Source organism: Sphingopyxis sp. GW821-FHT12C06, assembly GCF_058807415.1.
Window position 1 is genome coordinate 644,855 of record NZ_JBXAQR010000002.1, and the last position, 24,256, is coordinate 669,110.

Consider the following 24,256-nt stretch of genomic DNA (forward strand, 5'->3'; position numbering starts at 1 on the left):
TCAGGTCAGCGACAGGCCGCCGTCGATATCGACCACCGTCCCGGTCATGAAGGGGTTCACCAGGCACGCCAATATCTGAATCGCAATTTCCATGGGGTCTGCAACCCGCGCGACGGGTTGCGGTGGCAGCGGGCTCGCTGGATCGCGCGCGGCACGCAGCATCGGCGTATCGACCAGCCCCGGCGCCACGCAATTGACGCGGGTCGGGGCGAATTCGGCCGCGAGAACCTTGGTCAACGCTTCCACCGCAGCACTCGCCGCAACGACGGGGCCTCGGCCCGCGCGCGGACGCCGCGCCGCCGCACCCGATGTCAGAACGATCGAACCATCGTCCGCGATGCGCGCATAGCGGGCGATCAGATACGAACCCCAGAATTTGGAATCAAAGGTCGCGCGCGCCGTCTCGACAGGCAGATCCCGCACCTTTCCCGATCGAAGCTGGGCCGCAGTGACGACGACGTGATCGAAAGGTTCGGCGCCTGCAAAAAAAGCAGAAACCGCACTCTCATCGGTCATCTCGAACGCCACTCCGGTCGCGCTTGCCCCGCACGAGGCGGCCGCCGCAACCGCTTTGTCGGCATCCCGTCCAGCAAGCGTCATCAGCGCGCCATGACGGGCGGCGCTCTGCGCCACCGCGAGGCCGATCCCCGAGCTTCCGCCGACGACCAATATCCGCTTGCCCACAAGCCCTTCGAAACCCGGAAAATTCATCATGACAGACTGCCCTGCAAGCCTCTGCCATAATGATTAGCATGCTATGCTTATCCTGTCATCGGCGGAGCAGGGTCGTCCCGCCCTCCGCCTCGCGCGATAGCGTACCAACCACACCCCATGCGATCAGCGCCTGCCCGCCGAAATAGAGCGGCCAGACCAGCCAGCGCGTGATGTCCTTCGACAAGGCCCCGCCCTCGCCCGCGAAAATGAACAGATCGCTGGCAAGGAACAGCATCGCGCCAATACCGGTGCGATAGCGCGGAAAGCGGCTGGTCCACGCCGCCGCCGCCATTGCCGCAACGATGGCGGTATAGCTGATCGCCGCGCTCACCAGCGACGGCTCCGCGCCGCGCGCCATCCCCCAGACGATGACCAGCGCCAGCGGTACGACCGCCACGGCGAGCATTTTCTGTGACACCGACAAACGCGGCCGACGGTTACGCCAGTACAGGAAGATCGCGATCAAATGCCCCATCGCAAAAGCCGCCGCGCCTTCGATCATCCCGATCGCGTCGAGCGCCCAGTCGCCGAGCGCACCGAACGCCATCACCAAGGCGATCAACCGGCCGCCGGCACCGCGCGCATTCGCCGCCGCCCATACCGCGAGCAAGCCGACGCCCGTCGCCTTCCAAAGGTGGATCGCCGGTCCATCCCAGCCTTGCCGCACCGCGAAGAAATAGCTGATCCCGCCGATCAATGCCGCGAACCACAGCCAGCGCGCGCGATCCCAATTCAGCCCACCGTTCATCAGCCACCCCTTTGCTTATCCCGCGCGACATGCCAGAGGCTGCCATCCCCTGTGCTCCGCGAGCCCAAGCCTTTGCTCGTCGCGGATCGCGCGTATGTCAACGGAAACGACAAATGACCGACTATCAAGTGCATATCATCGGCGGCGGCCTCGCCGGATCGGAAGCGGCATGGCAGCTTGCCGAGGCGGGCTACCGCGTCCGCCTGTCCGAAATGCGCGGCGGCGGCGATATGACCCCGGCGCATCAGGGCGACACGCTCGCCGAAATGGTGTGTTCGAACAGTTTTCGCAGCGACGACGGCGACAGCAACGCGGTCGGCCTGCTCCACCGCGAGATGCGGTCGCTCGGCTCGATCATCATGCGCGAGGCCGATGTCCACAAGGTGCCCGCCGGATCGGCGCTCGCGGTCGACCGCGACCTCTTCTCGGGCGGCGTCACGCGCGCGCTTTCGGAACACCCCAACATCAGCATCGTCCGCGAGCGCATCGACATACTGCCCACCGACGGGCTGACGGTCGTTGCCACCGGCCCGCTCACCGCCGCAGGCCTTGCGTCGAGCATCGGCGCCGCGACCGGTAAGGACGCGCTCGCTTTCTTCGACGCCATCGCCCCCATCGTCTATCGCGACAGCGTCGACATGGACATTGCGTGGATGGCCAGCCGCTGGGACAAGGTCGGCCCGATCGGTGACGGCAAGGATTATATCAACTGCCCGATGGACAAGGATCAATATCACGCCTTCGTTCAGGGACTGGTCGACGGCGAGAAGACCGAATTCAAGGAATGGGAGACGAACACCCCCTATTTCGAAGGCTGCATGCCGATCGAGGTCATGGCCGAACGCGGTCCCGAAACGCTACGCTTCGGCCCGATGAAGGGCGTCGGCCTCGACAATCCGCGCACCGGGCGCTGGCCCTATGCGGTCGTCCAGCTGCGACAGGATAATGCGCTCGGCACGCTGTGGAACATGGTCGGTTTCCAAACCAAGCTGAAGCATGCCGCGCAGGTCGAACTGTTCCGTACCATCCCGGGTCTCGAAAAGGCCGAATTCGCGCGGCTCGGCGGCCTCCACCGCAACAGCTTCATCCGCTCGCCTGAATTGCTCGACGCGCAGCTCCGCCTCAAATCGGCGCCGCACATCCGCTTCGCCGGGCAGATCACCGGCTGCGAGGGCTATGTCGAAAGCGCCGCCATCGGCCTGATCGCCGCGCGCTTTGCCGCCGCCGAACTTGGCGGACGCAACCTGCCGCCACCGCCGCCCGAAACTGCGCTGGGCGCACTGCTTGGCCATATCACCGGCGGCGCAGACGCAGCGAGCTACCAGCCGATGAACGTCAATTTCGGCCTCTTCCCGCCGCTGGCCGAGGATGTCCGCAAGAAGGATCGCAAACTGGGGTATACAGCACGCGCGGGTGCCTCGCTGGCGGAGTGGATGAAGACCACCACCGCGTAACAGCATGATCCTCCCTGTCGCGAAGCGATGGGGAGGGGGGCCGCCGCCGCAGGCGGTGGTGGAGGGGTGATAGGACCAACCCCTCCGTCAGCACTTCGTGCTGCCACCTCCCCATCGCTTCGCGACAGGGAGGATTCATCAGCAATTACACTTGGGCTTCGCCGCCGGTTTCGGCGCAGTCGTCGCAAATTCCGTACGCGTCAGATCGCCCGATTTGTCGCCGTCAGCCCCGGCAAAACGCTGCCCGGTCGCTGCCGCCCATTCCTCGAAGGTCAGCAAATTATTGCCGTCAGTGTCGAGCTTGCGGAAGGCCGCGGTGCGCGACGACATCAACTCGACGCGGCTGATCCGGTCATTGCGGTCGCGGTCGAAACGGTTGAACCGGCGCTCCTCGCGCGACGCCTCTTTCGCGGCGGGCAGCGCAGGCGGCGCCGGTCCGCGCCTCGGCGCGCCAGCTCCGGCAACCGGAATTGCGGCCATCGCGGGCGGCGGATCGGGCAGCACCTCTTCCTCGGCGATCTGGCTATGCCCCTTCCACAGAAAAAGCCCGCCGGTGAGCAGCAACGCGCTCGCTATGCCGCCGATCAGAAAACGGGAAACCGCCATAACATCCCCCTCGCCCCACTCTTCGCATGACTATCATGCCATTGCGGACGCCAACAAGAAGCCTCACCATTTCGGTCTCAAATTATAATCGACAAGAACATTCAAAATTGCCGCCGTCATTGCTATATTCGATCAATGCAAAACTATCTGCCTTCGCTCAAACAGATGCAATATCTGGTCGCGCTGCACGAACATGGCCATTTCGGGCGTGCTGCCGACGCATGCAACGTCACCCAATCGACGCTGTCGGCAGGGATTCGCGAGCTTGAAACCCTCCTCGGCCAGACATTGGTCGAACGGACGCGCCGCGTCGTGCGCTTCACCGCGCTTGGCAATGCCATCGTCGCGAAAGCCCACCGCGTGTTGCGCGAGGCCGAGGAACTGGCCGAAATGGCTGCTGCAGCTGCGGCGCCGCTGGTCGGCGAACTCCGGATGAGCGTCATCCCGACCATCGCCCCCTTCCTGCTCCCCAGCCTGCTCCCTCGGCTGCGCAAGGAACGCCCGGCGCTCAAGCTGTTCCTGCGCGAAGAACCGAGCGCGCAGGCGTGCGAGTCGCTGCATCACGGCACCGTCGATTGCGTGCTGCTCGCTCTCCCCTATGCCTGCGGCGACGTGGAGAGCGAAAACCTGTTCGACGACGCGCTGTTCGTCGCCTTCCCCGGAGAGCAATCCGAAAATCTGCCCGCGATGGTCAGCGCCGATCAGCTCGATCCTTCGCAAATGTTGATGCTCGAGGATGGCCATTGCCTGAAGGACCATGTGCTCGCGGCATGTAACCGCCCTGAACTCCGCGCGGGCGCGCGGATGATGGGAACCTCACTGCACACGCTGGTGCAGATGGTCGACAACGGCCTTGGCATCACCATGCTGCCGCAAATGGCGATCGATGCCGGGATCCTCGACCATACCGACATCGATACGCGCCCGCTCGATTCGGACCATGACTGGCGGACGATCGCGTTGGTGTGGCGCAAAGGCAGCCCACGTTCCGAGGAGTTTCAGATGCTCGCCGATATTTTCCGCAAGCATCAGGCGAGTTGACCGATCCCCCTTCGTCAACCCGGACTTGATCCGGGGCCTGCTCGTTCTGAAGAAAAAGGCGGGTGCAGGGTCAAGCCTCTCCTGAGCGCCTGCAAGGCAGTCGAGGGGCCCCGACCTGACGGGTCTGGTCAGTCCCAGCGCCCCGCACGCGCATGATCACCCTCGCGCGGCTCGACCCACTGCACCCGGCCATCGGCAAACGTCTCGCGCTTCCATAGCATCACGTCGGTCTTCAGCCGGTCGATCAGAAATTCGCACGCCGCCAGCGCCTCCGCGCGGTGGCGACTGCTCGCCAGGATGAGGACGATCGTCTCACCCGACGCGATCGCATCGACGCGGTGTATCAGCGTCAGCGCCGCCAACTGCCAGCGATCGGCCGCGACATGCGCGAGTTCGGCCAGACCCGCTTCAGTCATTGCCGGATGATGCTCGAGGAACAGCTCGATCAGGCCATCGTCGCCGCGCACCCGGCCGATGAAACTCGCGGTCGCGCCATGACCACCTGCATCATGAAGGTCGATTTCGGCGGGTACGTCGATCGCCCCGCTCTGGACCGCAACGCGGATCATCCGCCGGTGACCGGCGGGAACAATGCAACCTCGCCTGCGCCGGCTATCTTTGTTCCGGGCACCGCCATCATGCCATCAATCGCCGCGCGAATACGGTCGGGCTCGGCAAAGGCGCCGGCACCGCGTGCATCGCGCGCGGCAAGCCAGCGGATCAGATCGGCGATCGTCGCGACTTCGGCGGGCAATGCGACCCCCTCGCCAGCAACGCCCATCAATTCCCGGATCCAGGCGAAATAGGCAAGACGCAGCGTCATCGGCCGCTCAGTCCATATGCTTCAGGCCGACGCGCAAATAGTCCCATCCGGTGACCAGCGTCAGCGCCGCGGCGCCCCACAAAGAGGCAAGCCCGACGACCTTGATCCACTCCATATCAGGCAGCGCGCCCGCCAGAATCAGCGCGCCGAACGCAACGAGCTGAAAGGTCGTCTTCCATTTGGCGAGTTGGGTGACCGGCATCGACACCTGCAAAGTCGCCAAAAATTCGCGAAGCCCCGACACGATAATCTCGCGCAACAGGATCATCAGTGCCGCAACGACATGATATCCGGTGATGTCACGGGTGAAGACGAGCAGCAAAATCACCGCCGCAATCATGATTTTGTCGGCGATTGGATCGAGGAAGGCGCCCAGCCGCGACACGATACCGCGCGAGCGTGCAACATAGCCGTCAAAATAATCGGTAATGCCCATCAGGCAGTACAGGCCGAAAGCGAGCGCATAGTCGATCGGCTTGGGCTGATGCGATCCCTCGACCACCCCCGGCCACAGCAGGAAGAGCAAGATGGGCACCGCCAATATGCGCGACAGCGTCAAGATGTTCGGTAAGCTGAGCATGACCCCTGTTCCCCGCCGACACGGCGCCGCTGTTTCAAAATGGGCTTTGACCCTGCATCCCCTAACCGATAAGCCCCCCGCGCGACAACCAAATTGCCCGGCCGGGCATGGGTTGCGCATATGTTGGACGATCAGAATGGGCTTTGCATGACCGGTTCCTTTGCGCTGATGAAGCAACGCCGGTTCCTGCCCCTGTTCGCGACCCAATTTCTCAACGCCTTCAACGACAATTTCTACAAGATGGCGATGGTGATCCTCGTCACCTTCACCATCTACAAGGACCCCGAAACCGAAGCCTGGTTCAACGCGCTGGCGGGCGGACTCTTCATCCTTCCCTTCTTCCTCTTTTCCGCTCTCGCCGGGCAACTCGCCGACAGCACCGACAAAACCAGGATGATCCGCATCATCAAAACGGCGGAAATCGGCATCATGGTCGTCGGCGCGATTGGCATCTGGCTGCACAATGTGCCGCTGATGCTGCTCGCATTGTTCGCTATGGGCACGCACTCGACCTTCTTCGGTCCGATCAAATATGCGATCCTGCCCCAGCATTTGCAGGAAGATGAAGTTCTCGCCGGCACCGGTTGGGTCGAGGCAGGAACCTATATCGCGATCCTCGGCGGCACGATCGTCGGGGGACTGACCCCGCCGCATATCGCGATCCCCGGTATCATCATCGTAGCCGTCATCGGCCGACTGACCGCCAATTTCGTGCCCTCGGCGCCGCCCGAGAAAGAGGCCGAAGGGCTAGTCATCGACCATAATGTCTTTCGCTCGTCATGGCGGCTCGTCAATTCGACGATGCACATCCCGCGGCTGTTCCTCGCCATCGTCTCGATCAGCTTTTTCTGGGCGATCGGCGCAATTCTCGCGGCGCAGTTCCCGCCGCTCGTCAAAAATGCGCTCGGCGCCGACAACACCGTTGCGACCTTGTTCACCGCGATTTTCTCGGTCGGGGTCGCAATCGGCTCGATCATCGTCAACCGCATGCTGAAGGGCAAGGTTTCGGCGCGCTATTCGCCGGGATCGGTGATCGTCATGGGCCTGTTCGTTCTCGACCTCTGGTGGTCGGTGAAGGGCTGGGTCCACGCCGACGGCAGCCTGATGAACTGGCTTGAATTTCTGTCGCTGACCGCAGGCGATCGCATCATTGTCGCCCTGCTCGGCATTGCGATCGCCGGGGGCATGTTCGTCGTGCCGCTCTATGCCTTCCTCACCACCACCGTCGCCAAATCGCAGACCGCGCGCACGATCGCGGCGAACAATATCGTCAATTCGGGTTTCATGGTCGCTGCAACGCTGCTGCTCAGCGTGCTGATCGGCCTGGGGCTGACGATCGACGACACGCTGCTGATGGTCGCAGTGATGTGCCTTGTGTCCGCCTTCCTTGCATGGCGGCTTCACAAGGCCTGCGACTAAATCAGGAACATCATCGCCGCGGTGAAGAAGATCGCGAAGCTCTGCAGGAAAAGGCGCGCGTCGCCGCCCTGCGACCAGAAGCCGCGCTCGTCACGATGCGCCGCCAGCGCCCGGCGCAATTCGCCTTCCCAATCCGCCGGTGCGCTGAGCCGCGCAATCGTCAGTTGGCGAGAGCCATGCGCCCGAATACGGCCGCGAATGTCGATATGATCGTCCGAGTCCATGGCCCGCAGGCTAAGAGCATCTTAACCCCCCGGTAAGGTTAAAAGAGCGTTAATGCGCGGCTGTCTCGTCGCGGGACGCGTCGCGCCAAGCTTCCTAACGCCCCGGAATCGGTCGGACGCGCGCCGGCCGGTTATCACGCGCACCGGTCTGGAACGGCTTGCACCGCTGCGGCCGCATCCGCGGCCCAAGGCACAGCCGTACCTCGTTCAGCCACCCCTGTTTGTCGATCGCCACCGCAATCATCGGTTCAGACACCCCCGGATTGACCCGGGCAAAGGCACGGCGAATGCTCCCCGCCGTCTGCGGCTTGGCGGCGAGCACCGTCATGTCGGGGAAGCGTACCGCCCGGAACAATATCTCGGCCGAGCGGAAATAGGCGGCGGGGTTCGGACTCATGCATGTGCCATGCTTGGCCCATTCATGCTGGAGAAGCTGCGCCGACGGGGTCATGCACATATGCTTGCGCAGCACCGGCTGCGGCACGATTTTCGCGGGTCGGCACCATTGCGGATAGCCCGGCGTCGCCGCTTCGGGCCACAGGCCGTGGAGCACCCAGCCAAAGCGGCCATTCTCGCCCGAACATTGGAAGCGGTCGCGCGCGTCCTTCGGGTTGCGCACACCGGCGCAATGCTGCGGCGACCAGCTCATGCTCAGCAGATAGCCCGCGGTCTCAGGCTTGCGCACCGGTTCGCCGCGCCGTGGCTGTTCGACGCGCGGGACCGGGATGCGGTCAGGGATCTGGCACGCCAGCGCCTGCGCTCCGGCCGCTGTCGGCGCGAGCAACAGGCCGAGAGTCGCAAAGCTAGGCCAGCGCAAAATCGAGCCCGATGTCGGCGGCGGGCGCCGACTGGGTGAGGCGGCCGACCGAAACATAAGTGACGCCAGTCTCCGCAATCGCGCGGATCGTGTCGAGGCGCACCCCGCCCGACGCCTCGACCGGCACCCGGCCACCGACGATCGCGACCGATTCGCGCAAGGCAGCAAGGTCCATATTGTCGAGCAACAAATGCGTCGCCCCCGCGCCCAGCGCCCCCGTGACCTGATCGACGCGGTCGACCTCGACGATGATGTTCGCGATCCCGGCATCGACCGCACGGCGCACCGCTTCCTCGACCGATCCGGCGACCGCGACATGATTATCCTTGATCATCGCCGCGTCCCACAGACCCATGCGGTGATTGGTCGCGCCGCCCATGCGCGTTGCATATTTTTCGAGGACGCGAAGCCCCGGAATCGTTTTGCGCGTGTCGAGCAACACCGCGCCTGTCCCGGCGATCGCATCGACATATTGGCGCGTCATCGTCGCGATACCCGACAGATGCTGCACCGTGTTCAGAGCCGACCGCTCGGCGGTCAGCATCGCGCGCGCATTGCCCGACAGACGAACAAGGTCGGTGCCGGAGGTGACCTGCGCGCCCTCTTCGACCAGGATTTCGATATCCATGTCGGGCGCGAGCGCGCGAAAGAAATGTTCAGCGATCGGGAGGCCTGCGACGGTGATCGCATCGCGACTGTCCATCACGCCGTCGAATCGTGCGTCGGCGGGAATGACCGCCATCGACGTAACGTCGCCTCCCGCCCCCAAATCCTCGGCGAAAGTCGCACGAACGAAGGCATCGAGGTCGAAATCGGGGAGCGTGAAGTTTGTCATGACCTTCGCGATAAAGACTGGCGGGCGCAAATCAACTTGACGTTTACGTCAACTGGCGCTGACATGGGGGCAAATAACAAACTGGAGAGGTTCCCATGCAATCCCCGATCTGCGCGATGCTCGGCATCGAATTCCCGCTTCTTGCTTTCTCGCACTGCCGCGACGTCGTCGTCGCGGTCTCAAAGGCCGGCGGCATGGGCGTATTCGGCGCCGCCTCCCTGCCCGCCGAGCGGCTGGAGGAAGAGCTCGCGTGGATCGATGAACATATCGGCGGGCGCCCCTATGGCGTCGACCTGATCGTCCCCAACAGCTTCGCCGGCAAGGGTGACGCCCCGGCTGGACCGGCGCAGGTTCCCGAAACCCACCTGAGCTTCGCCGCCGGCCTGCTCGAACAGCATGGCGTCGACGCCGCGGGCCTCGCCGAGGCCATGTCCGGTCGGCAGAGCTTCGGCGACAATATGCACGCGGATGGCGCGGCGAAGCTCCTCGAGGTCGCCTTTCGCCACCCGATCGGCCTGATCGCCAACGCACTCGGCGTCCCGCCGCAACTGATGCTCGACCTCGGCAAACGCCACGGGGTTCCGGTCGCGGCGCTCGTCGGCACCCGCGATCATGCGCTGACGCAGGTCCGCGCCGGGGTCGACATCCTCGTCGTCGCGGGCGGCGAAGCCGGCGGCCATTGCGGCGAAGTCGCGACGATGGTGCTGGTTCCCGAAGTCGCCGCCGCCGTCGAAGCGGTCGGCGCCAACACCGCGATCCTCGCCGCGGGCGGCATCGTCACCGGGCGTCAGATGGCGGCGGCGATGGCGATGGGCGCGCATGGCGCGTGGACCGGATCGGTGTGGCTGACCACCGCCGAGGCTGAAACCAACCCGATCGTGAAGGAAAAAATGCTCGCGGCCTCGTCGCGCGACACGGTGCGGTCGAAGAGCCGCACCGGCAAGCCGTCACGCCAGCTGCGTTCGCCATGGACCGATGCGTGGGAGGCCGAAGGCGCGCCCAAGCCGCTGCCGATGCCGCTCCAGTCGCTGGTCAGCGAACCCGCGCTGCGCAAGATCGATAAATTGTCGGAAGGTGGCCATGAAGGCGCCAAGGCGCTCGCGACCTATTGGGTCGGGCAAGGCGTCGGCCTTATGAACGAGGCGATGGGCGCCGGTCAGGTCGTTCAGGAGTTCAAGGAAGACTGGATCGCCGCCTGCGAGCGACTGAACGGGTTTATCGGGGAATAAGAGATCGTCGCCCCCGCCTGCGCGGGGGCGACGATCCAAATCAGGCAACCGTCGCTTTGACGATCTTGCCGGGTTCGCGCGGCGGCTCGCCCTTCGGCAGCGCGTCGATGGCGTCCATGCCTTCAATCACTTCGCCCCAGACGGTGTACTGGTTGTCGAGGAAGCGCGCATCGTCGAAGCAGATGAAGAACTGGCTGTTCGCGCTGTTCGGGTTCTGCGCACGCGCCATCGAGCAAACGCCGCGGACATGCGGTTCCTTGCTGAATTCGGCGGGCAGATCGGGAAGCGGGCTGCCACCCATGCCGGTGCCGGTCGGATCGCCGCCCTGCGCCATGAAGCCGGGGATCACGCGGTGGAACACGACATCGTCGTAAAAGCCGTCGGCGGCGAGCTGCGTGATGCGCTCGACATGCTTCGGCGCCAGATCGGGGCGCAGGCGGATGACGACATCGCCGGTCGACAGCGAAAGGGTGAGGGTCTGGTCGGTCATGAAGGGCTCCTGTGGAAAAGTTTGGCGGTGCCATAGCGGGCGATGGCGGCAAAGCCACGCATAAATTGCCCCGCCCGCCCGCGCGGCGTTGCCATCGGGCGGCTGCGGCACTAGGGGAAGGCTCGACCCACCGGCAACCCGCGCCATATCAACAGGGAGGATAACGCGATGGACAAACGCGACGATTCCCTTCCCCCCGACGATATGCCCCTCACCGAAGATCGCGAAAGCATCCGCGATGCGGCGGCGCGCGAGGCCGAAAATGAGCTCGACGAGGATGACCGGCTAAAGCCCGAATTCGTCCGCGATGTCCTCGAACTCGCCGAGGCCGGAAAAGGCGAAGCCGCGCGCGAGCGCATCGGCCGCCTCCACCCCGCCGACATTGCCGATCTGTTCGAACTCGCGCGCACTGACGAGCGTCCGATGCTCGCCGCGGTGCTCGGCGACATGCTTTCCGCCGACGTGCTCGCGGAAATGAACGATTATGTGCGCGAAGAGCTCATCGATCTTCTCGCTCCCGAGCAAGTGGCAGAACTGGCCGCCGAACTCGATACCGATGATGCCGTTGCGATCATCGAGGACATGGAGGCCGACGAGCAGCAAGCGGTGCTCGACGCGATGGAGCCCGAAGATCGCGCCGCGATCGAGGACGCTCTCTCCTTCCCCGAGGAATCCGCCGGCCGTCTGATGCAGCGCGATCTCGTCGCGGTGCCCGAACATGTCACCGTCGGCGACGTCATCGACCGGCTGCGCGAAGACACCGAGTTGACCAGCGATTTCTGGGAAATTTACGTCGTCGATCCGATGCACCGCCCGGTCGGCACCTGTCAGCTCAGCTGGATCCTTCGCACCCCGCGCGACATCGCGATCAGCGACGTGATGAAGCGCGAACAGACTTTGATCCCGGTCGATATGGACCAGGAAGAGGTCGCGCTGCGCTTTCAGAAATATGCGCTGATTTCGGCCGCCGTCATCGACCGCGCCGGACGCCTTGTCGGCATGATCACGGTCGATGATGTCGTCCACATCATTCAGGAAGAGGCCGGCGAGGATATCTTGCGCCTGTCCGGCGCCGGCGACGGCGACATCAATGAACCGATCCGCGAAACCTATAGCGCGCGCGTGCGCTGGCTGATCGCCAACCTCGGCACCGCGCTCGTCGCTTCGTCGATTGTCGGCTTCTTCGGCGGCGCGATCGAACAGATGGTCGCGCTCGCGGCCTTGATGCCGATCGTCGCCGGGGTCGGCGGCAATGCCGGAACCCAGACGCTCGCGGTCACAGTCCGCGCCCTCGCGATGAACCAGCTCACCGATTCAAACAGCTGGCGTGCGATCTGGCGCGAAATGAAGATTGCGCTGCTCAACGGCGCGACAATCGCACTGATTGCCGGAACCGCCACCGCGCTCTGGTTCACCAATCCCCAGCTCGGTGCCGTGATCGCGGCGGCGATGGTCGTGAACATCTTCGTCGCCGGGGTTGCCGGGGTCGCAATCCCCTTGCTGCTCGACCGGCTCGATCAGGACCCGGCAGTCGCGAGTTCGATTTTCGTCACCATGACAACCGATTCCATGGGCTTTCTGGCATTTCTGGGGCTTGCTGTCGCAAGCGGCATCACCACGATGAGCTGACAAGTCGCTGGAATCCGGCCGCGATTCCGGCATTTCCGGATCGCTGAAAAAAAAATCGATGCTGTGATTTTTTTTGGGAACTTATCCGCCGCTTGGGTCGTTTCCCATTTGAGCAGCGATCATCGCCCCCCCGCAGCGCTGCTCAGCAACATTGGCCCGGCCCGCATTCCCTCCCCCCCCTCGAAAGCGTGCCGGGCCATTTTGCCCACTGGTCTACAACAAGGTGAAGAATGATGACGAGTTTTCGCGCAATCATCCTGGCATTGATGGCAAGCGTTCTGGTCGCTGGCTGCAATACCGTTAAGGGAGCAGGCCGCGACATCGAGTCAGTCGGTCAGGCTGGCAGCGATGCCATCCATTGACCGGGTTCTGACCCGCTTACCCTAAGCCTCTTCGAGAGGCTCGACAGGCGCCTCTTCGGCGCCTGTTTTGCGTCGGCGCTGGGTAAACCAGATCGCGAAGAGCGACATTTCGTACAGAAATACGAGCGGTATCGCGAGCAGAAGCTGGCTCAGGATATCCGGCGGCGTGAACACCGCCGCGATCGCAAAAGCGGCGACGATCATATAGCGCCGTGCCGACACCAGCTGTTCGCGCGTGACCAGCCCCGAACGCTCAAGCAGCATCAACAGGATCGGCAGCAGAAAGGCGATACCGAACGCCATGATGAACTGCATGATGAAGCTCAGATAATTGCCGACCGATGGCAGTGCTTCCTGCTGGATGCCGCCCATATCGCCCTGATAGCCGAGCAGAAATTTCAGCGCGATCGGGATGGTGATAAAATAGGCGAAGCTCGCGCCGGTCGTGAACAGCACCGGCGTCGCGAGGATGAAGGGCAACAATGCCCGCTTTTCCTTGCGGTACAAACCCGGCGCGACGAATTTCCAAAGCTGGTTGGCGATCACCGGAAAGGCGATCATCATTGCCGCAAACATCGCCACTTTGATCTCGACGAAAAACGCCTCGAACAACTGGGTATAGATCAGCTTGCCCTGCCCCGCGCGCACGAGCGGCTGGACGAGAACGCTGAAAATCGGTTTCGCGTAATATAGGCAGACGCCGAACGCCAAACCGATGGCGATCAGCGACTTGAGCAGCCGCGATCGCAGTTCGATCAGATGGTCGAGCAGCGGCATTTTGCCGCCAGCGCCTTCTTCCTCCGCCGTAACAGGAGCTTCGGCGGTCATGGCAGCGGCCCGTCCTTGGGCGGAACGGCATGCGTTTCGGGCTTGGTCGCGGCGGCCGCCTGATCGACATCTTCGACCGACTGCTCGCCGGGCTCGGGCGTGTCGGTGGTTGCGGGCTTCACCGGCGCGTTGATGTCATCGACGCGCGGAAATTCGCGCATGATCGCATCATTCTGCTCTCGCCACTGCTTTTCCAGCTCTTCCAGCTCGGCTTCGCGCATCATCGTGTCGAGTCCCGAACGGAAATGTCGCGCCATTCCGCGCGCCTTGCCCATCCATTTGCCGACAAAGCGCATCGCCTTGGGCAGGTCCTTGGGTCCAATGACAACCAAGGCCACCACCACGACGAGCATCAACTCGGTGGGCGCAACATCGAACATCGCTTAAAATATCCCCGCAGGCGGACGAGATCAGAGCTTGTCGTGCTCGGCCGTCGGCGTCGACATCGGGGTCGTATCGGGTGCGCGCTGGCCCTCGATATGCTTGGGCGGCACCGGAGCGTCATCCTCCGACATGCCTTTCTTGAAGCTTTTGATACCCTTGGCGACATCGCCCATCATGTCGGAAAAGCGCCCCTTGCCGAACAACAGCAAGACGAGGATGCCGACAACCAGCCAATGCCAAATGCTGAAGCTACCCATCTTATAATCTCCTTGAGCTTTTCATCTAAGCCTCTTCGCCGTCTTTTACTAGGTCCAGCTCGCCGATAGCTTCTTCAAATGCCAGATCGACGGGATCGAGCAATCCCGCCGCGCGCAGATCCTCGATTCCCGGCAAATCCTTGCGGCTGGTGAGGCCGAAATGTTGCAGGAACGCGTCAGTGGTCTTGTAAATCAGCGGTCGCCCCGGAACCTCGCGGCGCCCGGCGGGGGCAATCCATTCGGCCTCCATCAGCACATCCAGCGTCCCCTTGGATGTCTGGACCCCGCGGATCGCTTCGATCTCCGCGCGACTGACAGGCTCGTGATAGGCAACGATCGCCAGCACTTCAGACGCGGCGCGCGACAATTTGCGCGGGTCGTCGCGTTCGCGGCGCAACAGATGGGCAAGGTCGGCCGGGGTCTGGAAATGCCAATGCCCACCGCGCTCGACCAGTTCGATGCCGCTTCCCGCATGGCGCGCCGCGATCCTCTGAATAACCGCGCGCACTTCACCCGGCGTCATCTCGTCGCCCAGCCGTCCAGCGACCTGCCGCGCGTCGAGCGGCTCGTCGCTGGCAAAGAGCATCGCTTCTATTGCGCGTTCGCGGTCGTCGATCGGGTTCATGCTTCCGCTGCCTTCAAATAAAGGGGCTCGAACGCGCCTTCCTGTCGCAGCGCGATGCGCCCCTGCCGCGCCAGTTCCAGCGCCGCTACAAAGCTCGACGCGATCGCCGAACGGCGCAAAGGCCCATCATAATCGGCGGGCAGGAATTCGGACAATTCGGCCCAGTCCAGCTTCACCCCGATCAGCCGCCGCAAATGCTGCAGCGCGGCATCGAGCGTCACAACCGGTCGCCGCGAAACCATATGGACGACGGGTTCGGTGCGCAGCTTGACCTGCCCATAGGCTGACAGCAGATCATAAAGGCTGGCGTCCCAGCGCCGGACCTTCACGTCGCGCAGCCCCTCGGGCTTCGATCGCAGAAACACATCGCGGCCGACGCAATCGCGCGCGAGCAGCCGCGCTGCGGCCTCGCGCATCGCCGCCAGCCGTTGCAGCCGCAATTGCAGGCGCAGCGCCAGCTCGTCGGGCGACGGCTCTTCCAGCGGATCCTTGGGCAAAAGCAGCGCCGATTTGAGATAAGCGAGCCACGCCGCCATCACCAGATAATCGGCGGCGACCTCCAGCTTCAGCGCGCGCGCCTCGTTGATGAAGTGCAGATATTGCTCGACCAGCGCGAGGATCGAAATCTGCCGGAGGTCGACTTTTTGCCCGCGCGCCAGCGTCAGCAGCAGGTCGAGCGGCCCCTCCCAGCTTTCGAAGTTGAGCTGCAGCGCATCCTCGCGCTCTGCCGTCGGAGTCGGTCCGAAATCGAGCTCCACCGCGCCCCCCGGCCCGCTTAGGCCGCAGCCAGCAGCGCGTCGCGCTGATCAACCAGCACCGCAAACTCGCGCGGATCGGGCGCCCCGGCAATCCGATCCATCGCTCCCTCGAGCCGCGCCAGCGATATGGTGCGGATCGGATCGAGCGCATTGGCGATGCCGATCATGTCGTCCATCTTGCCCCAGCAATTGAGTGCAATGTCGCACCCCGCGGCAATCGCGTCGGCTGCGCGCGAGGGAACATCGCCCGACAGCGCGTTCATATCAAGGTCGTCGGTCATCAACAGGCCGTGAAAGCCGATGCGCTGGCGGATCACGCTGTCGATGATAATCGGCGACAGTGTCGCCGGACGATCGGGATCCCATACATCGAAGACGACATGGCACGTCATCGCCATCGCCGCGTCACGCAGCGCGGCGAAGGGCGCGAGGTCGGTCTGCAGATCATGGTCAGACGCCGCAACGCGCGGCAGTTCCTTGTGCGAATCGAGCAAAGCGCGACCGTGGCCGGGGATATGCTTGACGATGCCGATCACTCCGCCCGCCTGCAATCCACCAAGAATCGCGCGGCCGAGCGCCGCGACGCGCATCGGTTCGCTGCCCAGTGCACGGTCGCCGATCACGTCGCTCGCACCGGGCTGGCGCACGTCGAGCAGCGGCAGGCAATCAACGGTGATGCCAACCTCTGCCAGCATCGCCGCAAGCGCCATCGCGTTGAGTCGCGCTGCCTCGATCGCGCTGGCCGGCGCACGCTCATACAGCGCGTCGAAAGTCGATCCGCTGGGAAACAGCGGCCATTCGGGCGACTTCATCCGCGCGACGCGTCCACCCTCCTGGTCGATCAGGATCGGCAGATTGTCCCGCCCGTCGAGGCTGCGCAGATCGTCGGTTAACCGCCGCAATTGCTCGCGATTCTCGATGTTGCGACCAAAGATGATGTAGCCAGCCGGATCGCTGTCGCGAAAGAAAGCGCGCTCGTCATCGGTCATGGTCAGGCCCGACAGGCCGAAAATGGCGGGTATCATCGTGCGTCAACCTCCATCGGTTGGCACCCCCTCATGCGGCAACCTGAATTGGCAACATGGCACAGCGGCAGGGCCGCACCAACGGATTCTGCGGCCAAGCGGGCCGATTCAGCGAACGACGACGCAATTTTCGCCCGCCACACGCAATTTCCCGCACAAATTCGCCGCATTGGCAGCCGTCCCGGTAGAAACACGTAGACGATACACCGTCCCGCCTTCCACCTTCGCCGGCGAAACCGATTTGTTGAGGTCCGCCAGATAGGCAAAGCGCTTCGACAAATTGGTCCACGCCTTGGTCGCGGCGCCTTCGCTGCTGAACGCCCCGAGCTGGATCATCGCCGATCCCGATGCCGCCGGAACGGTCGGCACGACCTTGGGCGCCACCTCGGCGGCCTTGACCGGCGCCACGGCGGGCTTGTCCTTGCTCTTGGCGGCTGCAGCCTTGTCCGCCGCGGCTTTCTTCGCAGCCTTCGCCGCATCTTCGCGTTCCTGCGGGGTAACTGCGGGCTCTTCGGGCATCCGGGTCGGATCGACCTTGCCCGCCGGCTCGGCGCCCTCACTCGCGGCAAAGCTCGAATCGCCTTCGCCCTCGAAGGTCTTGGACGCATCGTTTTTCGGTGCGAATTTATAGTCACCGGGCTGCGCGGCGATCAGCTCGCCTGCCCCGCGGGCGCCACCATTCTGCATCCACCACAGGCCACCCAGCACCGTGCCGATCAACAGCAATCCGCCCAGCACCATCACAAGCAGGCGGACGGGCGAAACCTCGCCATCATTTTCATAAGCATCGGCAGCTTCCAGCCAGGGCAGGCGATCTTCGCCTTCCAGTGCCAGCCCCGCGTCCCCCCTGTCGTCGGCCATCAGACCATCTCCTCGAGCGCCTCTACCCCCATCAGGTACAGCCCGTTGCGGATAACCTGCCCGATTCCATCGGCCAGATAAAGGCGCGTCGCGGTCAACTCGGGATCATCGGCGAGGATGACGCGCGCCTCAGGGCGATCATTGCCCATATTCCACCACGCGTGGAAGCCGGCGGCGACCTCGGCCAGATAGAAAGCGATGCGGTGCGGCTCGCGCGCAGAGGCCGCCGATTCGACGATCCGCGGGAATTGCGCGAGCAGCTTCACGATCGCCAGTTCGTGCTGGTCGAGCCGCGCGGGCGCCGGCGCGGCGGGCGCGATGCCCGCATCGACCAGCTTGCGCTTCAGCGACGCGATCCGCGCATGGGCATATTGAACATAGAAAACGGGATTGTCGCGCGACGCCTCGACCACCTTGGCAAAGTCGAAATCCATCTGCGCGTCGGCTTTGCGGGTCAGCATGGTGAAGCGCACCGCATCTTTGCCGACCTCATCGACGACATCGGCGAGCGTCACGAAATTGCCCGCGCGCTTCGACATCTTGAACGGCTCGCCGTTTTTGAGCAGGCGCACCATCTGCACCAGCTTGACGTCAAACTTCTTCGTCCCGCCGGTCATCGCGGCAACCGCGGCCTTGATCCGCTTCACCGTGCCGGCATGGTCGGCGCCCCAAATGTCGATCAGCTCGTCGGCGTCCTGCGCCTTTTGGTAATGATAGGCGAGGTCGGCGCCGAAATAAGTCCAGCTACCGTCCGACTTTTTGATCGGCCGGTCCTGATCATCGCCAAATTGCGTCGAGCGGAACAACGGCAGCTCGACGGGTTCCCAATCCTCGGGCGTCTCGCCCTTCGGTGCTTCGAGCACACCGTCATAGACGAGTCCCTGTTCGCGCAGCCATTTCTCGGCCTCATCGGGCTTGCCCGCGGCCTGCAATTCGGCTTCCGACGAGAAGAGATTGTGATGAATGCCCAGCTTGGCGAGATCGGCACGGATCATGTCCATCATCGCGCTGATCGCTTCGGCCCTGAACAGGACGAGCCACGCACTGTCGGGCGCGCCAACGAAACGGTCGCCATATTCGGCCGCCAGCTTCGCCGCGACGGGCTTCAAATAATCGCCCGGATAGAGGCCCTCGGGGATCACGCCGATATCCTCACCCAGCGCCTCGCGATAGCGCATGTGCACCGACCGTGCGAGGACATCGACCTGCGCGCCCGCGTCGTTGACATAATATTCGCGGACAACATCGTGCCCGGCATATTCGAGTAGCGTCGCCAGCGCGTCGCCAACCACAGCGCCGCGGCAATGTCCGACGTGCATCGGACCCGTCGGGTTCGCGGAGACATATTCGACATTGACGCGCCGCCCCTGCCCCATCGTCGAACGGCCATATTCCAGGGCTTCTGCATGGATCAGCGCCAGTTCGTCGCGCCAGCTCTCATCGACGAGGCGCAGATTGATAAAGCCCGGCCCGGCGACGCTCGCCTCGGTCACTTCGTCCAGCGCGCCCAGTTCGGCAACGAGCAGATCGGCGAGCGCACGCGGGTTCATCCCGGCGGGCTTGGCCAGCACCATCGCCGCGTTGGTCGCAACATCGCCATGCGCGGGATCGCGCGGCGGCTCGACGCTGATCGCACCGCGATCGAGCCCGGCAGGCAGAGCATTTTTTGCGGCGAGCACATCGAGTGCGGCGCCAATATGGTCGGAAAAACGGCTGAACAGGGTCACGGACAAAGCCTATCTGGGATCAAGAGGGTCTGGCGCGCCCTACCGCAGCTTGGGCAACGCGAAAAGCCCTGCGCCGCCAAATGGCGCCGCAGGGCAAAGGCAAGGCGAACGGCGCATCGGCGCGCCGCCGCAAATTCTATCGTCGGACGTTATATTCCAGCTGATCCTGCGTCAGCTGAAAGCCAACGAGCAGTTCGAAACTGGCGCGCTGAACAGCAACGCGAACCTCGGGAATGCTCAGCGGATCGACCGCGGCATCCTGATCGCCCGCCTTGCGCTTGCGGGTGATGCGTTCCTGAATGTCGGCGGGAAGCGTCGCGGCGGCGCGATCGACATAGGCCGACGCCTGGCCGTGGCCCGTGCCGCGCACCTGTCCTTCGGGGAAGCTGATGGTCACATTGCCCAGCCGCTTGGCAACGACAGCGGTGCCGCCCTGAACGACGGTGGAGAAATAGGGCAATGTCAGCGTGCGCGCCGGGCCTGCATCGCGCCGCGTCGCGACGATGTCGAAATTCGCAACCTGATAGACTTTTTCGCCGGTGTCGTTGCACTGTGGGGTCAGGTTGGTGATCGACGCAACGACGTCGATCGCGCGCGCATCACGGCTGGTTGCCGGGTCGAACAAAGTGATGTCGCCGGTGTACAACGGCACCGCGACCGCGGGGCAGGTGTTGCGGATCGACGTGATGCCGACGCCCGACGACACATCAATATCATTGTTCTTTGCACAGCCAGCCGCCGTCGCCATCGCCGCCGTGCCGCACAGCACTGCCAGAAACTTACGGGGCGAAGACGAAATGGGCATCATGATGAACGGGCTTTCCAAACAGGCGCGAGTGCGTCGGGACGGTTGATCCCGCTTCATGCGCGCCGCTTCTTATCGGTGCGATGAACGCGGCGCAACTCGGACGAAGCCGCTTTACCGCTTATACCCTGCTGCGCTAGAGCGCCCACACCATGAATGCACCCCATCCCATGACGCCCACGACCGGCAACGAAGCGACAGAACTCAAGGTTTTGGTGGCCGCACCGCGCGGCTTTTGCGCCGGGGTCGACCGGGCGATCCGCATCGTCGAACTCGCGCTCGAACGCTTTGGCGCGCCGGTCTATGTCCGGCACGAAATCGTTCACAATCGCTATGTCGTTGAATCGCTGAAGGCCAAGGGCGCGATTTTCGTCGAATCGCTCGATCAGGTCCCCGACGACATCCCGGTGGTGTTCAGTGCCCATGGCGTGCCCAAGGCGGTGCCGGCAAAGGCCGAAGCACGCGGGCTCGACTTTATCGACGCGACCTGCCCGCTGGTGTCGAAGGTCCACCGCATGGCCGAACGCCATCATGATGCCGGACGGCACATCCTCTTCATCGGCCATGCCGGCCACCCCGAAGTCATTGGCACGCTGGGCCAATTGCCCGATGGCGCGATGACCCTGGTCGAATCGGTCGACGATGTCGCCGCGCTCTCGCCGCCCGATCCCGAAAAACTGGCTTTCCTGACCCAAACAACCCTGTCTGTGGACGACACGCGCGATATCGTCGCGGCGCTACGCCATCGCTTCCCAAGCATCGCCGGACCGCGAAGCGAGGATATTTGCTATGCGACCTCGAACCGCCAGGACGCGGTAAAGGCCATCGCCGGCCGGTGCGACCGCGTGATCGTGATCGGCGCACCCAATAGTTCGAACAGCCTGCGCTTGGTCGAGGTCGCCGAACGACTGGGCGTTCCCGCGCATCTGGTCCAGCGCGGGACCGACATCGACCCCGATTGGCTGCAAGGTATCGCGACGCTCGGCATCACCGCAGGCGCGAGCGCGCCCGAAACTCTGGTTCGCGAAGTGATCGACGCGGTGGCGGCGTACCGGCCGATCATCGAGGATGTCGTTGTGACCGCCGAGGAAAATATGGTGTTCAAGCTGCCCCGCGGGCTCGAACCGGAAACGGAATAGGACCCCTGTCATGGCCGTTTACACCGCCGTCGATCCCGACGATCTCGCCGCGCTTGTCGCCCGCTATGATATGGGCACCGTCCTGTCGTGCAAAGGCATTGCCGAAGGCGTCGAGAACAGCAATTTCCTGCTCGAAACCACGGGCGGCCGCTTCATCCTGACGCTCTACGAAAAGCGCGTACAGGAAGGCGACCTGCCCTTTTTTGTCGATCTTCTGGCGCATCTCGCCGCCAGCCATTGCCCCGTCCCCGCGATGATCCGCGACCGAGATGGCGTCGCGATCCAGCAAATTTCGGGCCGCGCAGCGTGCATCATCCAGTTTCTCTCGGGCATTTCGCTGACCCATCCGACCGTTGGCCAAGCCGAAGCGACCGGCGCTGCGCTCGGCGCCATGCACCGCGCGCTCGAAAACTATGGCAGCGCGCGCGAAAACAGCATGGGCCATCCCTGGTGGCGCGGCGTCGCCACGGCGACGGGCAACCTCGACGCGGTGGTGCCGGGCCTGCAAGCGATCGTCGATGACGAGCTCGCCTGGCTCGACGCCCATTGGCCCGCCGACCTTCCGGCGCATGTCATCCACGCCGATCTGTTCCCCGACAATGTGCTGATGCTCGGCGACGACGTCACCGGCCTGATCGATTTCTACTTCGCGGCGACCGATTTCCGCGCCTATGACGTCGCGATCACCCACGCCGCGTGGACCTTTTCGGACGATGGCAGTGCCTGCGACGCCGACCTGGCCCGGGCACTGATGCGCGGCTATGCGAGCGAAGTTTCGCTGTCCGACGCCGAAATCGCCGCGCTCCCTCTGCTCGCTCGCGGGGCATCGCTGCGCTTTCTGCTGACGCGCGCGCACGACTGGGTACATACCCCCGCCGACGCACTCGTCACGCGCAAGGACCCGCTCCCCTTCCTCAACCGTCTGCGCCGTTATCAGGCCGCCGACGCCGCCAGCCTGTTCGCAATCGCATGACCGAAGAACAAGCAAAGACGGTGATCGTCGCGACCGACGGTGCGTGCAAAGGCAATCCCGGCCCCGGCGGCTGGGGCGCGGTGCTGCGTTGGGGCGATGTGGTCAAGAAATTGTCCGGCGGCGAGCCCGACACGACGAACAACCGCATGGAGCTGATGGCAGCGATCGAGGCGCTGGCGGTGCTCAAGCGCGGCTGCAACGTCGAGCTATCGACTGACAGCGTCTATGTGCGCGACGGCATCACAAAATGGGTCTTCGGCTGGCAGAAAAATGGATGGAAGACTGCGGCGAAAAAGCCGGTCGCCAACGCCGACCTGTGGCAGCGGCTCGTCACCGAGGCGAAACGACACAAGATCGAATGGTTGTGGGTCAAAGGCCATGCCGGACACGGCGACAATGAAATCGCCGACCAGCTCGCGAGCGACGCCGCGATCGAAGTGATGCGCGCCATGCGGAAAAAATGATGTACGCGGCGCGAGTGTGCTGAACACCCGCGCCGCCGGCCGCTATTCGGCTTCGCGCGTTTCGGCGTCCGGGCCGTTCTTCTTGATCGATTCGATGGCGTTCTTGGCCGAAGCCTTGCTCGAATAGCCTTCGGTCCAGAAGATGGTTTCGCTATTATATTTGAAATAGGCGACAAACTCGCCGGCCTTGTTCTTCTTGATCTCGAAATAATGGGCCATCGGGTCCTCCTTGATCGGGCCGCTTCGAGGCTGAAGCGGCAACCCCATGCTAATACGCCGATTTTCAGGCGCAAGCGACTAGATGGAGGCGAAGCGTGACGGTGCGAAAGGCGCCGGATCGACGCGCCCGATCGCCCCTTCGGTGGGCGGTGCGCCCAGTTCTGCGGCAAGCAACCCCGCGATCGCGGGCGCGGTCTGGATACCAAATCCACCCTGCCCCGCGCACCAGGCAAAGCCCGGCACATGGGGATCCATACCGAATACCGGCGCGCGATCGGGCGCGAAGCTGCGCAGTCCTGCCCATTTTCGTTCGACCGCGGCGATCGGCCAGTCGACCACCGACTGCAAGCGGTCGATCGCCAGCGCGACGTCCATCTCTTCGGGCGCGGCGTCGCAGGGATCGGACGGGGTCTCGTCATGCGGGGTCAGCCAAATGCGCCCCTCGCTCGCACCCTTGAAGTAAAATTGCCCGCCGACATGGACGACCAGCGGCAGTTCCGCCGGCACGGGCACGCCAAGGCGCAGTTGCAGGACGGTCCGCCGATAGGGCTGGATGCCCACCGGCGGCGCGCCGCACGCCGCCGCCACGCCATCGGCCCATGCCCCCGCCGCATTGACGATCAGCGACGCACGGATCGTTTCGCCGCCAGCCATCACCTCCCAGCCATCGTCGACCCGCCGCGCGGTCTTCAACGGCGCGCGCGTCACCAATTTTGCCCCGCCGCGCTTCGCCGCGCGCAAATAGGCCGCGTGAAGCCGGCCGACATCAATGTCGCTGCACGCTGGCTCATAAGCCGCTTCACTCCAGTCGGGACGGACGCCGGGGATCCTGCGCGCGATTTCGGCTCGCGCCATCCGCGTCACATCGACGCCTTTCGCAGCGAATTCGGCACAGAAATCATCAACCGCAGCCGCCTCTTCGCGGCGTCCGATCGTCAGCGCGGTGCGCGGGAACAAAAAACCGCGGCTGGCGAAGTCGGCCGGCGGATCGGATAGCGTCGCAAAAGATGCCGCCGACAGCGGCTGCACCTCAGCCCCGCCATAGCTTTCGTGCCAGAAAGCCGCCGATCGTCCCGTGGCATGATAGCCGGGCATGTCCTCTGCCTCGATCAGCATCACGCGGCGATACGGCGCCAGCGCTGCGGCCAGGCTGGCCCCGGCGATCCCGGCGCCGACAATCAGAACATCGGTGGCGGAAGGAGCGGCAGCGGTCATGCCCC

The 24,256-nt window shown here is 64.0% G+C and carries 30 protein-coding genes; 9 read left to right on the forward strand and 21 right to left on the reverse strand.

Annotated elements, in window-relative coordinates; all coding sequences use genetic code 11:
- Both AC1RRJ_RS08460 and AC1RRJ_RS08465 read right to left on the reverse strand, forming a co-directional pair.
- A complete protein-coding gene (locus AC1RRJ_RS08460) occupies positions 1-714 on the reverse strand; it encodes an SDR family oxidoreductase (protein WP_493121409.1) in 714 nt (237 codons plus the stop codon).
- Between the two features lie 55 nt (positions 715-769).
- Complete coding sequence (locus tag AC1RRJ_RS08465; RefSeq protein ID WP_493121411.1) at positions 770-1,462, reverse strand: lysoplasmalogenase; 693 nt, start codon at positions 1,460-1,462, stop codon at positions 770-772.
- Between the two features lie 113 nt (positions 1,463-1,575).
- Here AC1RRJ_RS08465 and trmFO point away from each other — a divergent pair, with 113 nt between their 5' ends.
- Positions 1,576-2,916: a methylenetetrahydrofolate--tRNA-(uracil(54)-C(5))-methyltransferase (FADH(2)-oxidizing) TrmFO gene (gene trmFO / locus AC1RRJ_RS08470; protein WP_493121413.1), complete on the forward strand. Its 1,341-nt coding sequence runs from the start codon at positions 1,576-1,578 to the stop codon at positions 2,914-2,916.
- Positions 2,917-3,054: 138 nt separating this feature from the next.
- Here the strand turns inward: trmFO and AC1RRJ_RS08475 are convergent, their stop codons facing one another.
- Positions 3,055-3,522, reverse strand: coding sequence for an EF-hand domain-containing protein (locus tag AC1RRJ_RS08475; RefSeq protein WP_493121415.1), 468 nt, complete (start codon positions 3,520-3,522; stop codon positions 3,055-3,057).
- Between the two features lie 135 nt (positions 3,523-3,657).
- On the opposite strand from AC1RRJ_RS08475, the gene AC1RRJ_RS08480 reads away from it, so the two are divergent.
- On the forward strand, positions 3,658-4,563 hold the full coding sequence (locus AC1RRJ_RS08480) for a hydrogen peroxide-inducible genes activator (RefSeq protein ID WP_493121417.1): 906 nt from the start codon (positions 3,658-3,660) through the stop codon (positions 4,561-4,563).
- 128 nt (positions 4,564-4,691) lie between these two features.
- On the opposite strand, the gene AC1RRJ_RS08485 is transcribed toward AC1RRJ_RS08480, so the two are convergent.
- Genes AC1RRJ_RS08485 through pgsA form a run of 3 tightly spaced genes read right to left on the reverse strand, consistent with a single transcriptional unit; the run spans position 4,692 to position 5,966 of the window.
- Positions 4,692-5,132 (reverse strand): molybdenum cofactor biosynthesis protein MoaE, encoded by a 441-nt coding sequence (locus AC1RRJ_RS08485; protein WP_493121419.1) that lies wholly within the window; start codon positions 5,130-5,132, stop codon positions 4,692-4,694.
- Positions 5,129-5,386, reverse strand: a complete 258-nt coding sequence (locus AC1RRJ_RS08490; protein ID WP_493121421.1) for a MoaD/ThiS family protein — start codon at positions 5,384-5,386, stop codon at positions 5,129-5,131. The genes AC1RRJ_RS08485 and AC1RRJ_RS08490 overlap by 4 nt, the downstream gene beginning before the upstream one ends.
- A 7-nt stretch (positions 5,387-5,393) precedes the next feature.
- Positions 5,394-5,966 carry a CDP-diacylglycerol--glycerol-3-phosphate 3-phosphatidyltransferase gene (pgsA, locus tag AC1RRJ_RS08495; RefSeq protein WP_493121423.1) on the reverse strand — a complete coding sequence of 191 codons (573 nt, stop codon included), beginning with the start codon at positions 5,964-5,966 and terminating at the stop codon, positions 5,394-5,396.
- A gap of 147 nt (positions 5,967-6,113) precedes the next feature.
- On the opposite strand from pgsA, the gene AC1RRJ_RS08500 reads away from it, so the two are divergent.
- Positions 6,114-7,385, forward strand: a complete 1,272-nt coding sequence (locus AC1RRJ_RS08500) for an MFS transporter (protein ID WP_493121426.1) — start codon at positions 6,114-6,116, stop codon at positions 7,383-7,385.
- Here AC1RRJ_RS08500 and AC1RRJ_RS08505 read toward each other — a convergent pair.
- The 3 genes from AC1RRJ_RS08505 to nadC form a co-directional block, all read right to left on the reverse strand.
- Positions 7,382-7,609, reverse strand: a complete 228-nt coding sequence (locus AC1RRJ_RS08505) for a hypothetical protein (protein WP_493121428.1) — start codon at positions 7,607-7,609, stop codon at positions 7,382-7,384. The genes AC1RRJ_RS08500 and AC1RRJ_RS08505 overlap by 4 nt on opposite strands.
- 94 nt (positions 7,610-7,703) lie before the next feature.
- Complete coding sequence (locus tag AC1RRJ_RS08510; RefSeq protein WP_493121430.1) at positions 7,704-8,393, reverse strand: ribonuclease T2 family protein; 690 nt, start codon at positions 8,391-8,393, stop codon at positions 7,704-7,706.
- Positions 8,394-8,412: 19 nt separating this feature from the next.
- Positions 8,413-9,261 (reverse strand): carboxylating nicotinate-nucleotide diphosphorylase, encoded by an 849-nt coding sequence (gene nadC, locus AC1RRJ_RS08515; RefSeq protein ID WP_493121432.1) that lies wholly within the window; start codon positions 9,259-9,261, stop codon positions 8,413-8,415.
- Between the two features lie 95 nt (positions 9,262-9,356).
- Here nadC and AC1RRJ_RS08520 point away from each other — a divergent pair, with 95 nt between their 5' ends.
- The gene (locus AC1RRJ_RS08520; RefSeq protein ID WP_493121434.1) at positions 9,357-10,490 is read left to right on the forward strand and encodes an NAD(P)H-dependent flavin oxidoreductase; all 1,134 of its coding nucleotides are present in this window, start codon (positions 9,357-9,359) and stop codon (positions 10,488-10,490) included.
- Between the two features lie 40 nt (positions 10,491-10,530).
- Here the strand turns inward: AC1RRJ_RS08520 and AC1RRJ_RS08525 are convergent, their stop codons facing one another.
- On the reverse strand, positions 10,531-10,980 hold the full coding sequence (locus AC1RRJ_RS08525) for a peptidylprolyl isomerase (protein ID WP_088471313.1): 450 nt from the start codon (positions 10,978-10,980) through the stop codon (positions 10,531-10,533).
- A gap of 204 nt (positions 10,981-11,184) precedes the next feature.
- Between AC1RRJ_RS08525 and mgtE the strand changes: the two genes are divergently transcribed.
- Both mgtE and AC1RRJ_RS08535 read left to right on the forward strand, forming a co-directional pair.
- Entirely contained in the window at positions 11,185-12,609 is a 1,425-nt protein-coding gene (gene mgtE / locus AC1RRJ_RS08530) for a magnesium transporter (RefSeq protein ID WP_493121437.1), read from the forward strand.
- 266 nt (positions 12,610-12,875) lie between these two features.
- Complete coding sequence (locus AC1RRJ_RS08535) at positions 12,876-12,971, forward strand: entericidin A/B family lipoprotein (RefSeq protein WP_493121818.1); 96 nt, start codon at positions 12,876-12,878, stop codon at positions 12,969-12,971.
- 21 nt (positions 12,972-12,992) lie between these two features.
- On the opposite strand, the gene tatC is transcribed toward AC1RRJ_RS08535, so the two are convergent.
- The 9 genes from tatC to AC1RRJ_RS08580 all read right to left on the reverse strand — a co-directional run bounded on the left by tatC (position 12,993) and on the right by AC1RRJ_RS08580 (position 20,244).
- Positions 12,993-13,799, reverse strand: coding sequence for a twin-arginine translocase subunit TatC (gene tatC / locus AC1RRJ_RS08540; protein ID WP_493121439.1), 807 nt, complete (start codon positions 13,797-13,799; stop codon positions 12,993-12,995).
- Positions 13,796-14,179, reverse strand: a complete 384-nt coding sequence (gene tatB / locus AC1RRJ_RS08545) for a Sec-independent protein translocase protein TatB (RefSeq protein ID WP_493121442.1) — start codon at positions 14,177-14,179, stop codon at positions 13,796-13,798. The genes tatC and tatB overlap by 4 nt, the downstream gene beginning before the upstream one ends.
- 30 nt (positions 14,180-14,209) lie before the next feature.
- Entirely contained in the window at positions 14,210-14,440 is a 231-nt protein-coding gene (locus AC1RRJ_RS08550; protein WP_088471317.1) for a twin-arginine translocase TatA/TatE family subunit, read from the reverse strand.
- Between the two features lie 25 nt (positions 14,441-14,465).
- Entirely contained in the window at positions 14,466-15,065 is a 600-nt protein-coding gene (gene scpB / locus AC1RRJ_RS08555) for an SMC-Scp complex subunit ScpB (RefSeq protein WP_493121445.1), read from the reverse strand.
- Complete coding sequence (locus AC1RRJ_RS08560; protein WP_493121447.1) at positions 15,062-15,823, reverse strand: segregation and condensation protein A; 762 nt, start codon at positions 15,821-15,823, stop codon at positions 15,062-15,064. Before AC1RRJ_RS08560 ends, scpB begins: the two co-directional genes overlap by 4 nt.
- 17 nt (positions 15,824-15,840) lie before the next feature.
- On the reverse strand, positions 15,841-16,848 hold the full coding sequence (gene nagZ / locus AC1RRJ_RS08565; RefSeq protein ID WP_493121449.1) for a beta-N-acetylhexosaminidase: 1,008 nt from the start codon (positions 16,846-16,848) through the stop codon (positions 15,841-15,843).
- Positions 16,849-16,956: 108 nt separating this feature from the next.
- A complete protein-coding gene (locus AC1RRJ_RS08570) occupies positions 16,957-17,709 on the reverse strand; it encodes an SPOR domain-containing protein (protein ID WP_493121452.1) in 753 nt (250 codons plus the stop codon).
- A complete protein-coding gene (gene argS, locus AC1RRJ_RS08575; protein ID WP_493121454.1) occupies positions 17,709-19,436 on the reverse strand; it encodes an arginine--tRNA ligase in 1,728 nt (575 codons plus the stop codon). The genes AC1RRJ_RS08570 and argS overlap by 1 nt, the downstream gene beginning before the upstream one ends.
- A 136-nt stretch (positions 19,437-19,572) precedes the next feature.
- Positions 19,573-20,244 (reverse strand): hypothetical protein, encoded by a 672-nt coding sequence (locus AC1RRJ_RS08580; RefSeq protein ID WP_493121456.1) that lies wholly within the window; start codon positions 20,242-20,244, stop codon positions 19,573-19,575.
- 167 nt (positions 20,245-20,411) lie between these two features.
- Between AC1RRJ_RS08580 and ispH the strand changes: the two genes are divergently transcribed.
- From ispH to rnhA, 3 genes are read left to right on the forward strand one after another with little or no spacing between them, the layout of a single operon-like run.
- A complete protein-coding gene (gene ispH, locus AC1RRJ_RS08585; protein ID WP_493121459.1) occupies positions 20,412-21,380 on the forward strand; it encodes a 4-hydroxy-3-methylbut-2-enyl diphosphate reductase in 969 nt (322 codons plus the stop codon).
- Positions 21,381-21,390: 10 nt separating this feature from the next.
- Positions 21,391-22,353 carry a homoserine kinase gene (gene thrB / locus AC1RRJ_RS08590; protein WP_493121461.1) on the forward strand — a complete coding sequence of 321 codons (963 nt, stop codon included), beginning with the start codon at positions 21,391-21,393 and terminating at the stop codon, positions 22,351-22,353.
- Entirely contained in the window at positions 22,350-22,817 is a 468-nt protein-coding gene (gene rnhA, locus AC1RRJ_RS08595; protein WP_493121464.1) for a ribonuclease HI, read from the forward strand. The genes thrB and rnhA overlap by 4 nt, the downstream gene beginning before the upstream one ends.
- Before the next feature lie 42 nt (positions 22,818-22,859).
- On the opposite strand, the gene AC1RRJ_RS08600 is transcribed toward rnhA, so the two are convergent.
- On the reverse strand, positions 22,860-23,036 hold the full coding sequence (locus AC1RRJ_RS08600) for a YegP family protein (protein ID WP_493121466.1): 177 nt from the start codon (positions 23,034-23,036) through the stop codon (positions 22,860-22,862).
- Positions 23,037-23,114: 78 nt separating this feature from the next.
- Entirely contained in the window at positions 23,115-24,251 is a 1,137-nt protein-coding gene (locus AC1RRJ_RS08605) for an NAD(P)/FAD-dependent oxidoreductase (protein WP_493121468.1), read from the reverse strand.
- Positions 24,252-24,256 lie beyond the last annotated feature (5 nt).

What these genes read in the sequence shown, in the direction of transcription:
- AC1RRJ_RS08525 (WP_088471313.1), bottom strand. Translation starts at nt 10,980, where the DNA reads ATGACCGACCAGACCCTCACCCTTTCGCTGTCGACCGGCGATGTCGTC.
- nadC (WP_493121432.1), bottom strand. Translation starts at nt 9,261, where the DNA reads ATGACAAACTTCACGCTCCCCGATTTCGACCTCGATGCCTTCGTTCGT.
- AC1RRJ_RS08460 (WP_493121409.1), bottom strand. Translation starts at nt 714, where the DNA reads ATGATGAATTTTCCGGGTTTCGAAGGGCTTGTGGGCAAGCGGATATTG.
- AC1RRJ_RS08570 (WP_493121452.1), bottom strand. Translation starts at nt 17,709, where the DNA reads ATGGCCGACGACAGGGGGGACGCGGGGCTGGCACTGGAAGGCGAAGAT.
- scpB (WP_493121445.1), bottom strand. Translation starts at nt 15,065, where the DNA reads ATGAACCCGATCGACGACCGCGAACGCGCAATAGAAGCGATGCTCTTT.
- nagZ (WP_493121449.1), bottom strand. Translation starts at nt 16,848, where the DNA reads ATGATACCCGCCATTTTCGGCCTGTCGGGCCTGACCATGACCGATGAC.
- ispH (WP_493121459.1), top strand. Translation starts at nt 20,412, where the DNA reads ATGACGCCCACGACCGGCAACGAAGCGACAGAACTCAAGGTTTTGGTG.
- AC1RRJ_RS08500 (WP_493121426.1), top strand. Translation starts at nt 6,114, where the DNA reads ATGACCGGTTCCTTTGCGCTGATGAAGCAACGCCGGTTCCTGCCCCTG.
- rnhA (WP_493121464.1), top strand. Translation starts at nt 22,350, where the DNA reads ATGACCGAAGAACAAGCAAAGACGGTGATCGTCGCGACCGACGGTGCG.
- AC1RRJ_RS08535 (WP_493121818.1), top strand. Translation starts at nt 12,876, where the DNA reads ATGGCAAGCGTTCTGGTCGCTGGCTGCAATACCGTTAAGGGAGCAGGC.
- pgsA (WP_493121423.1), bottom strand. Translation starts at nt 5,966, where the DNA reads ATGCTCAGCTTACCGAACATCTTGACGCTGTCGCGCATATTGGCGGTG.
- AC1RRJ_RS08490 (WP_493121421.1), bottom strand. Translation starts at nt 5,386, where the DNA reads ATGACGCTGCGTCTTGCCTATTTCGCCTGGATCCGGGAATTGATGGGC.
- AC1RRJ_RS08600 (WP_493121466.1), bottom strand. Translation starts at nt 23,036, where the DNA reads ATGGCCCATTATTTCGAGATCAAGAAGAACAAGGCCGGCGAGTTTGTC.
- trmFO (WP_493121413.1), top strand. Translation starts at nt 1,576, where the DNA reads ATGACCGACTATCAAGTGCATATCATCGGCGGCGGCCTCGCCGGATCG.
- AC1RRJ_RS08580 (WP_493121456.1), bottom strand. Translation starts at nt 20,244, where the DNA reads ATGATGCCCATTTCGTCTTCGCCCCGTAAGTTTCTGGCAGTGCTGTGC.
- tatC (WP_493121439.1), bottom strand. Translation starts at nt 13,799, where the DNA reads ATGACCGCCGAAGCTCCTGTTACGGCGGAGGAAGAAGGCGCTGGCGGC.
- AC1RRJ_RS08485 (WP_493121419.1), bottom strand. Translation starts at nt 5,132, where the DNA reads ATGATCCGCGTTGCGGTCCAGAGCGGGGCGATCGACGTACCCGCCGAA.
- thrB (WP_493121461.1), top strand. Translation starts at nt 21,391, where the DNA reads ATGGCCGTTTACACCGCCGTCGATCCCGACGATCTCGCCGCGCTTGTC.
- AC1RRJ_RS08520 (WP_493121434.1), top strand. Translation starts at nt 9,357, where the DNA reads ATGCAATCCCCGATCTGCGCGATGCTCGGCATCGAATTCCCGCTTCTT.
- AC1RRJ_RS08605 (WP_493121468.1), bottom strand. Translation starts at nt 24,251, where the DNA reads ATGACCGCTGCCGCTCCTTCCGCCACCGATGTTCTGATTGTCGGCGCC.
- tatB (WP_493121442.1), bottom strand. Translation starts at nt 14,179, where the DNA reads ATGTTCGATGTTGCGCCCACCGAGTTGATGCTCGTCGTGGTGGTGGCC.
- AC1RRJ_RS08480 (WP_493121417.1), top strand. Translation starts at nt 3,658, where the DNA reads ATGCAAAACTATCTGCCTTCGCTCAAACAGATGCAATATCTGGTCGCG.
- AC1RRJ_RS08465 (WP_493121411.1), bottom strand. Translation starts at nt 1,462, where the DNA reads ATGAACGGTGGGCTGAATTGGGATCGCGCGCGCTGGCTGTGGTTCGCG.
- AC1RRJ_RS08550 (WP_088471317.1), bottom strand. Translation starts at nt 14,440, where the DNA reads ATGGGTAGCTTCAGCATTTGGCATTGGCTGGTTGTCGGCATCCTCGTC.
- mgtE (WP_493121437.1), top strand. Translation starts at nt 11,185, where the DNA reads ATGCCCCTCACCGAAGATCGCGAAAGCATCCGCGATGCGGCGGCGCGC.
- AC1RRJ_RS08505 (WP_493121428.1), bottom strand. Translation starts at nt 7,609, where the DNA reads ATGGACTCGGACGATCATATCGACATTCGCGGCCGTATTCGGGCGCAT.
- AC1RRJ_RS08475 (WP_493121415.1), bottom strand. Translation starts at nt 3,522, where the DNA reads ATGGCGGTTTCCCGTTTTCTGATCGGCGGCATAGCGAGCGCGTTGCTG.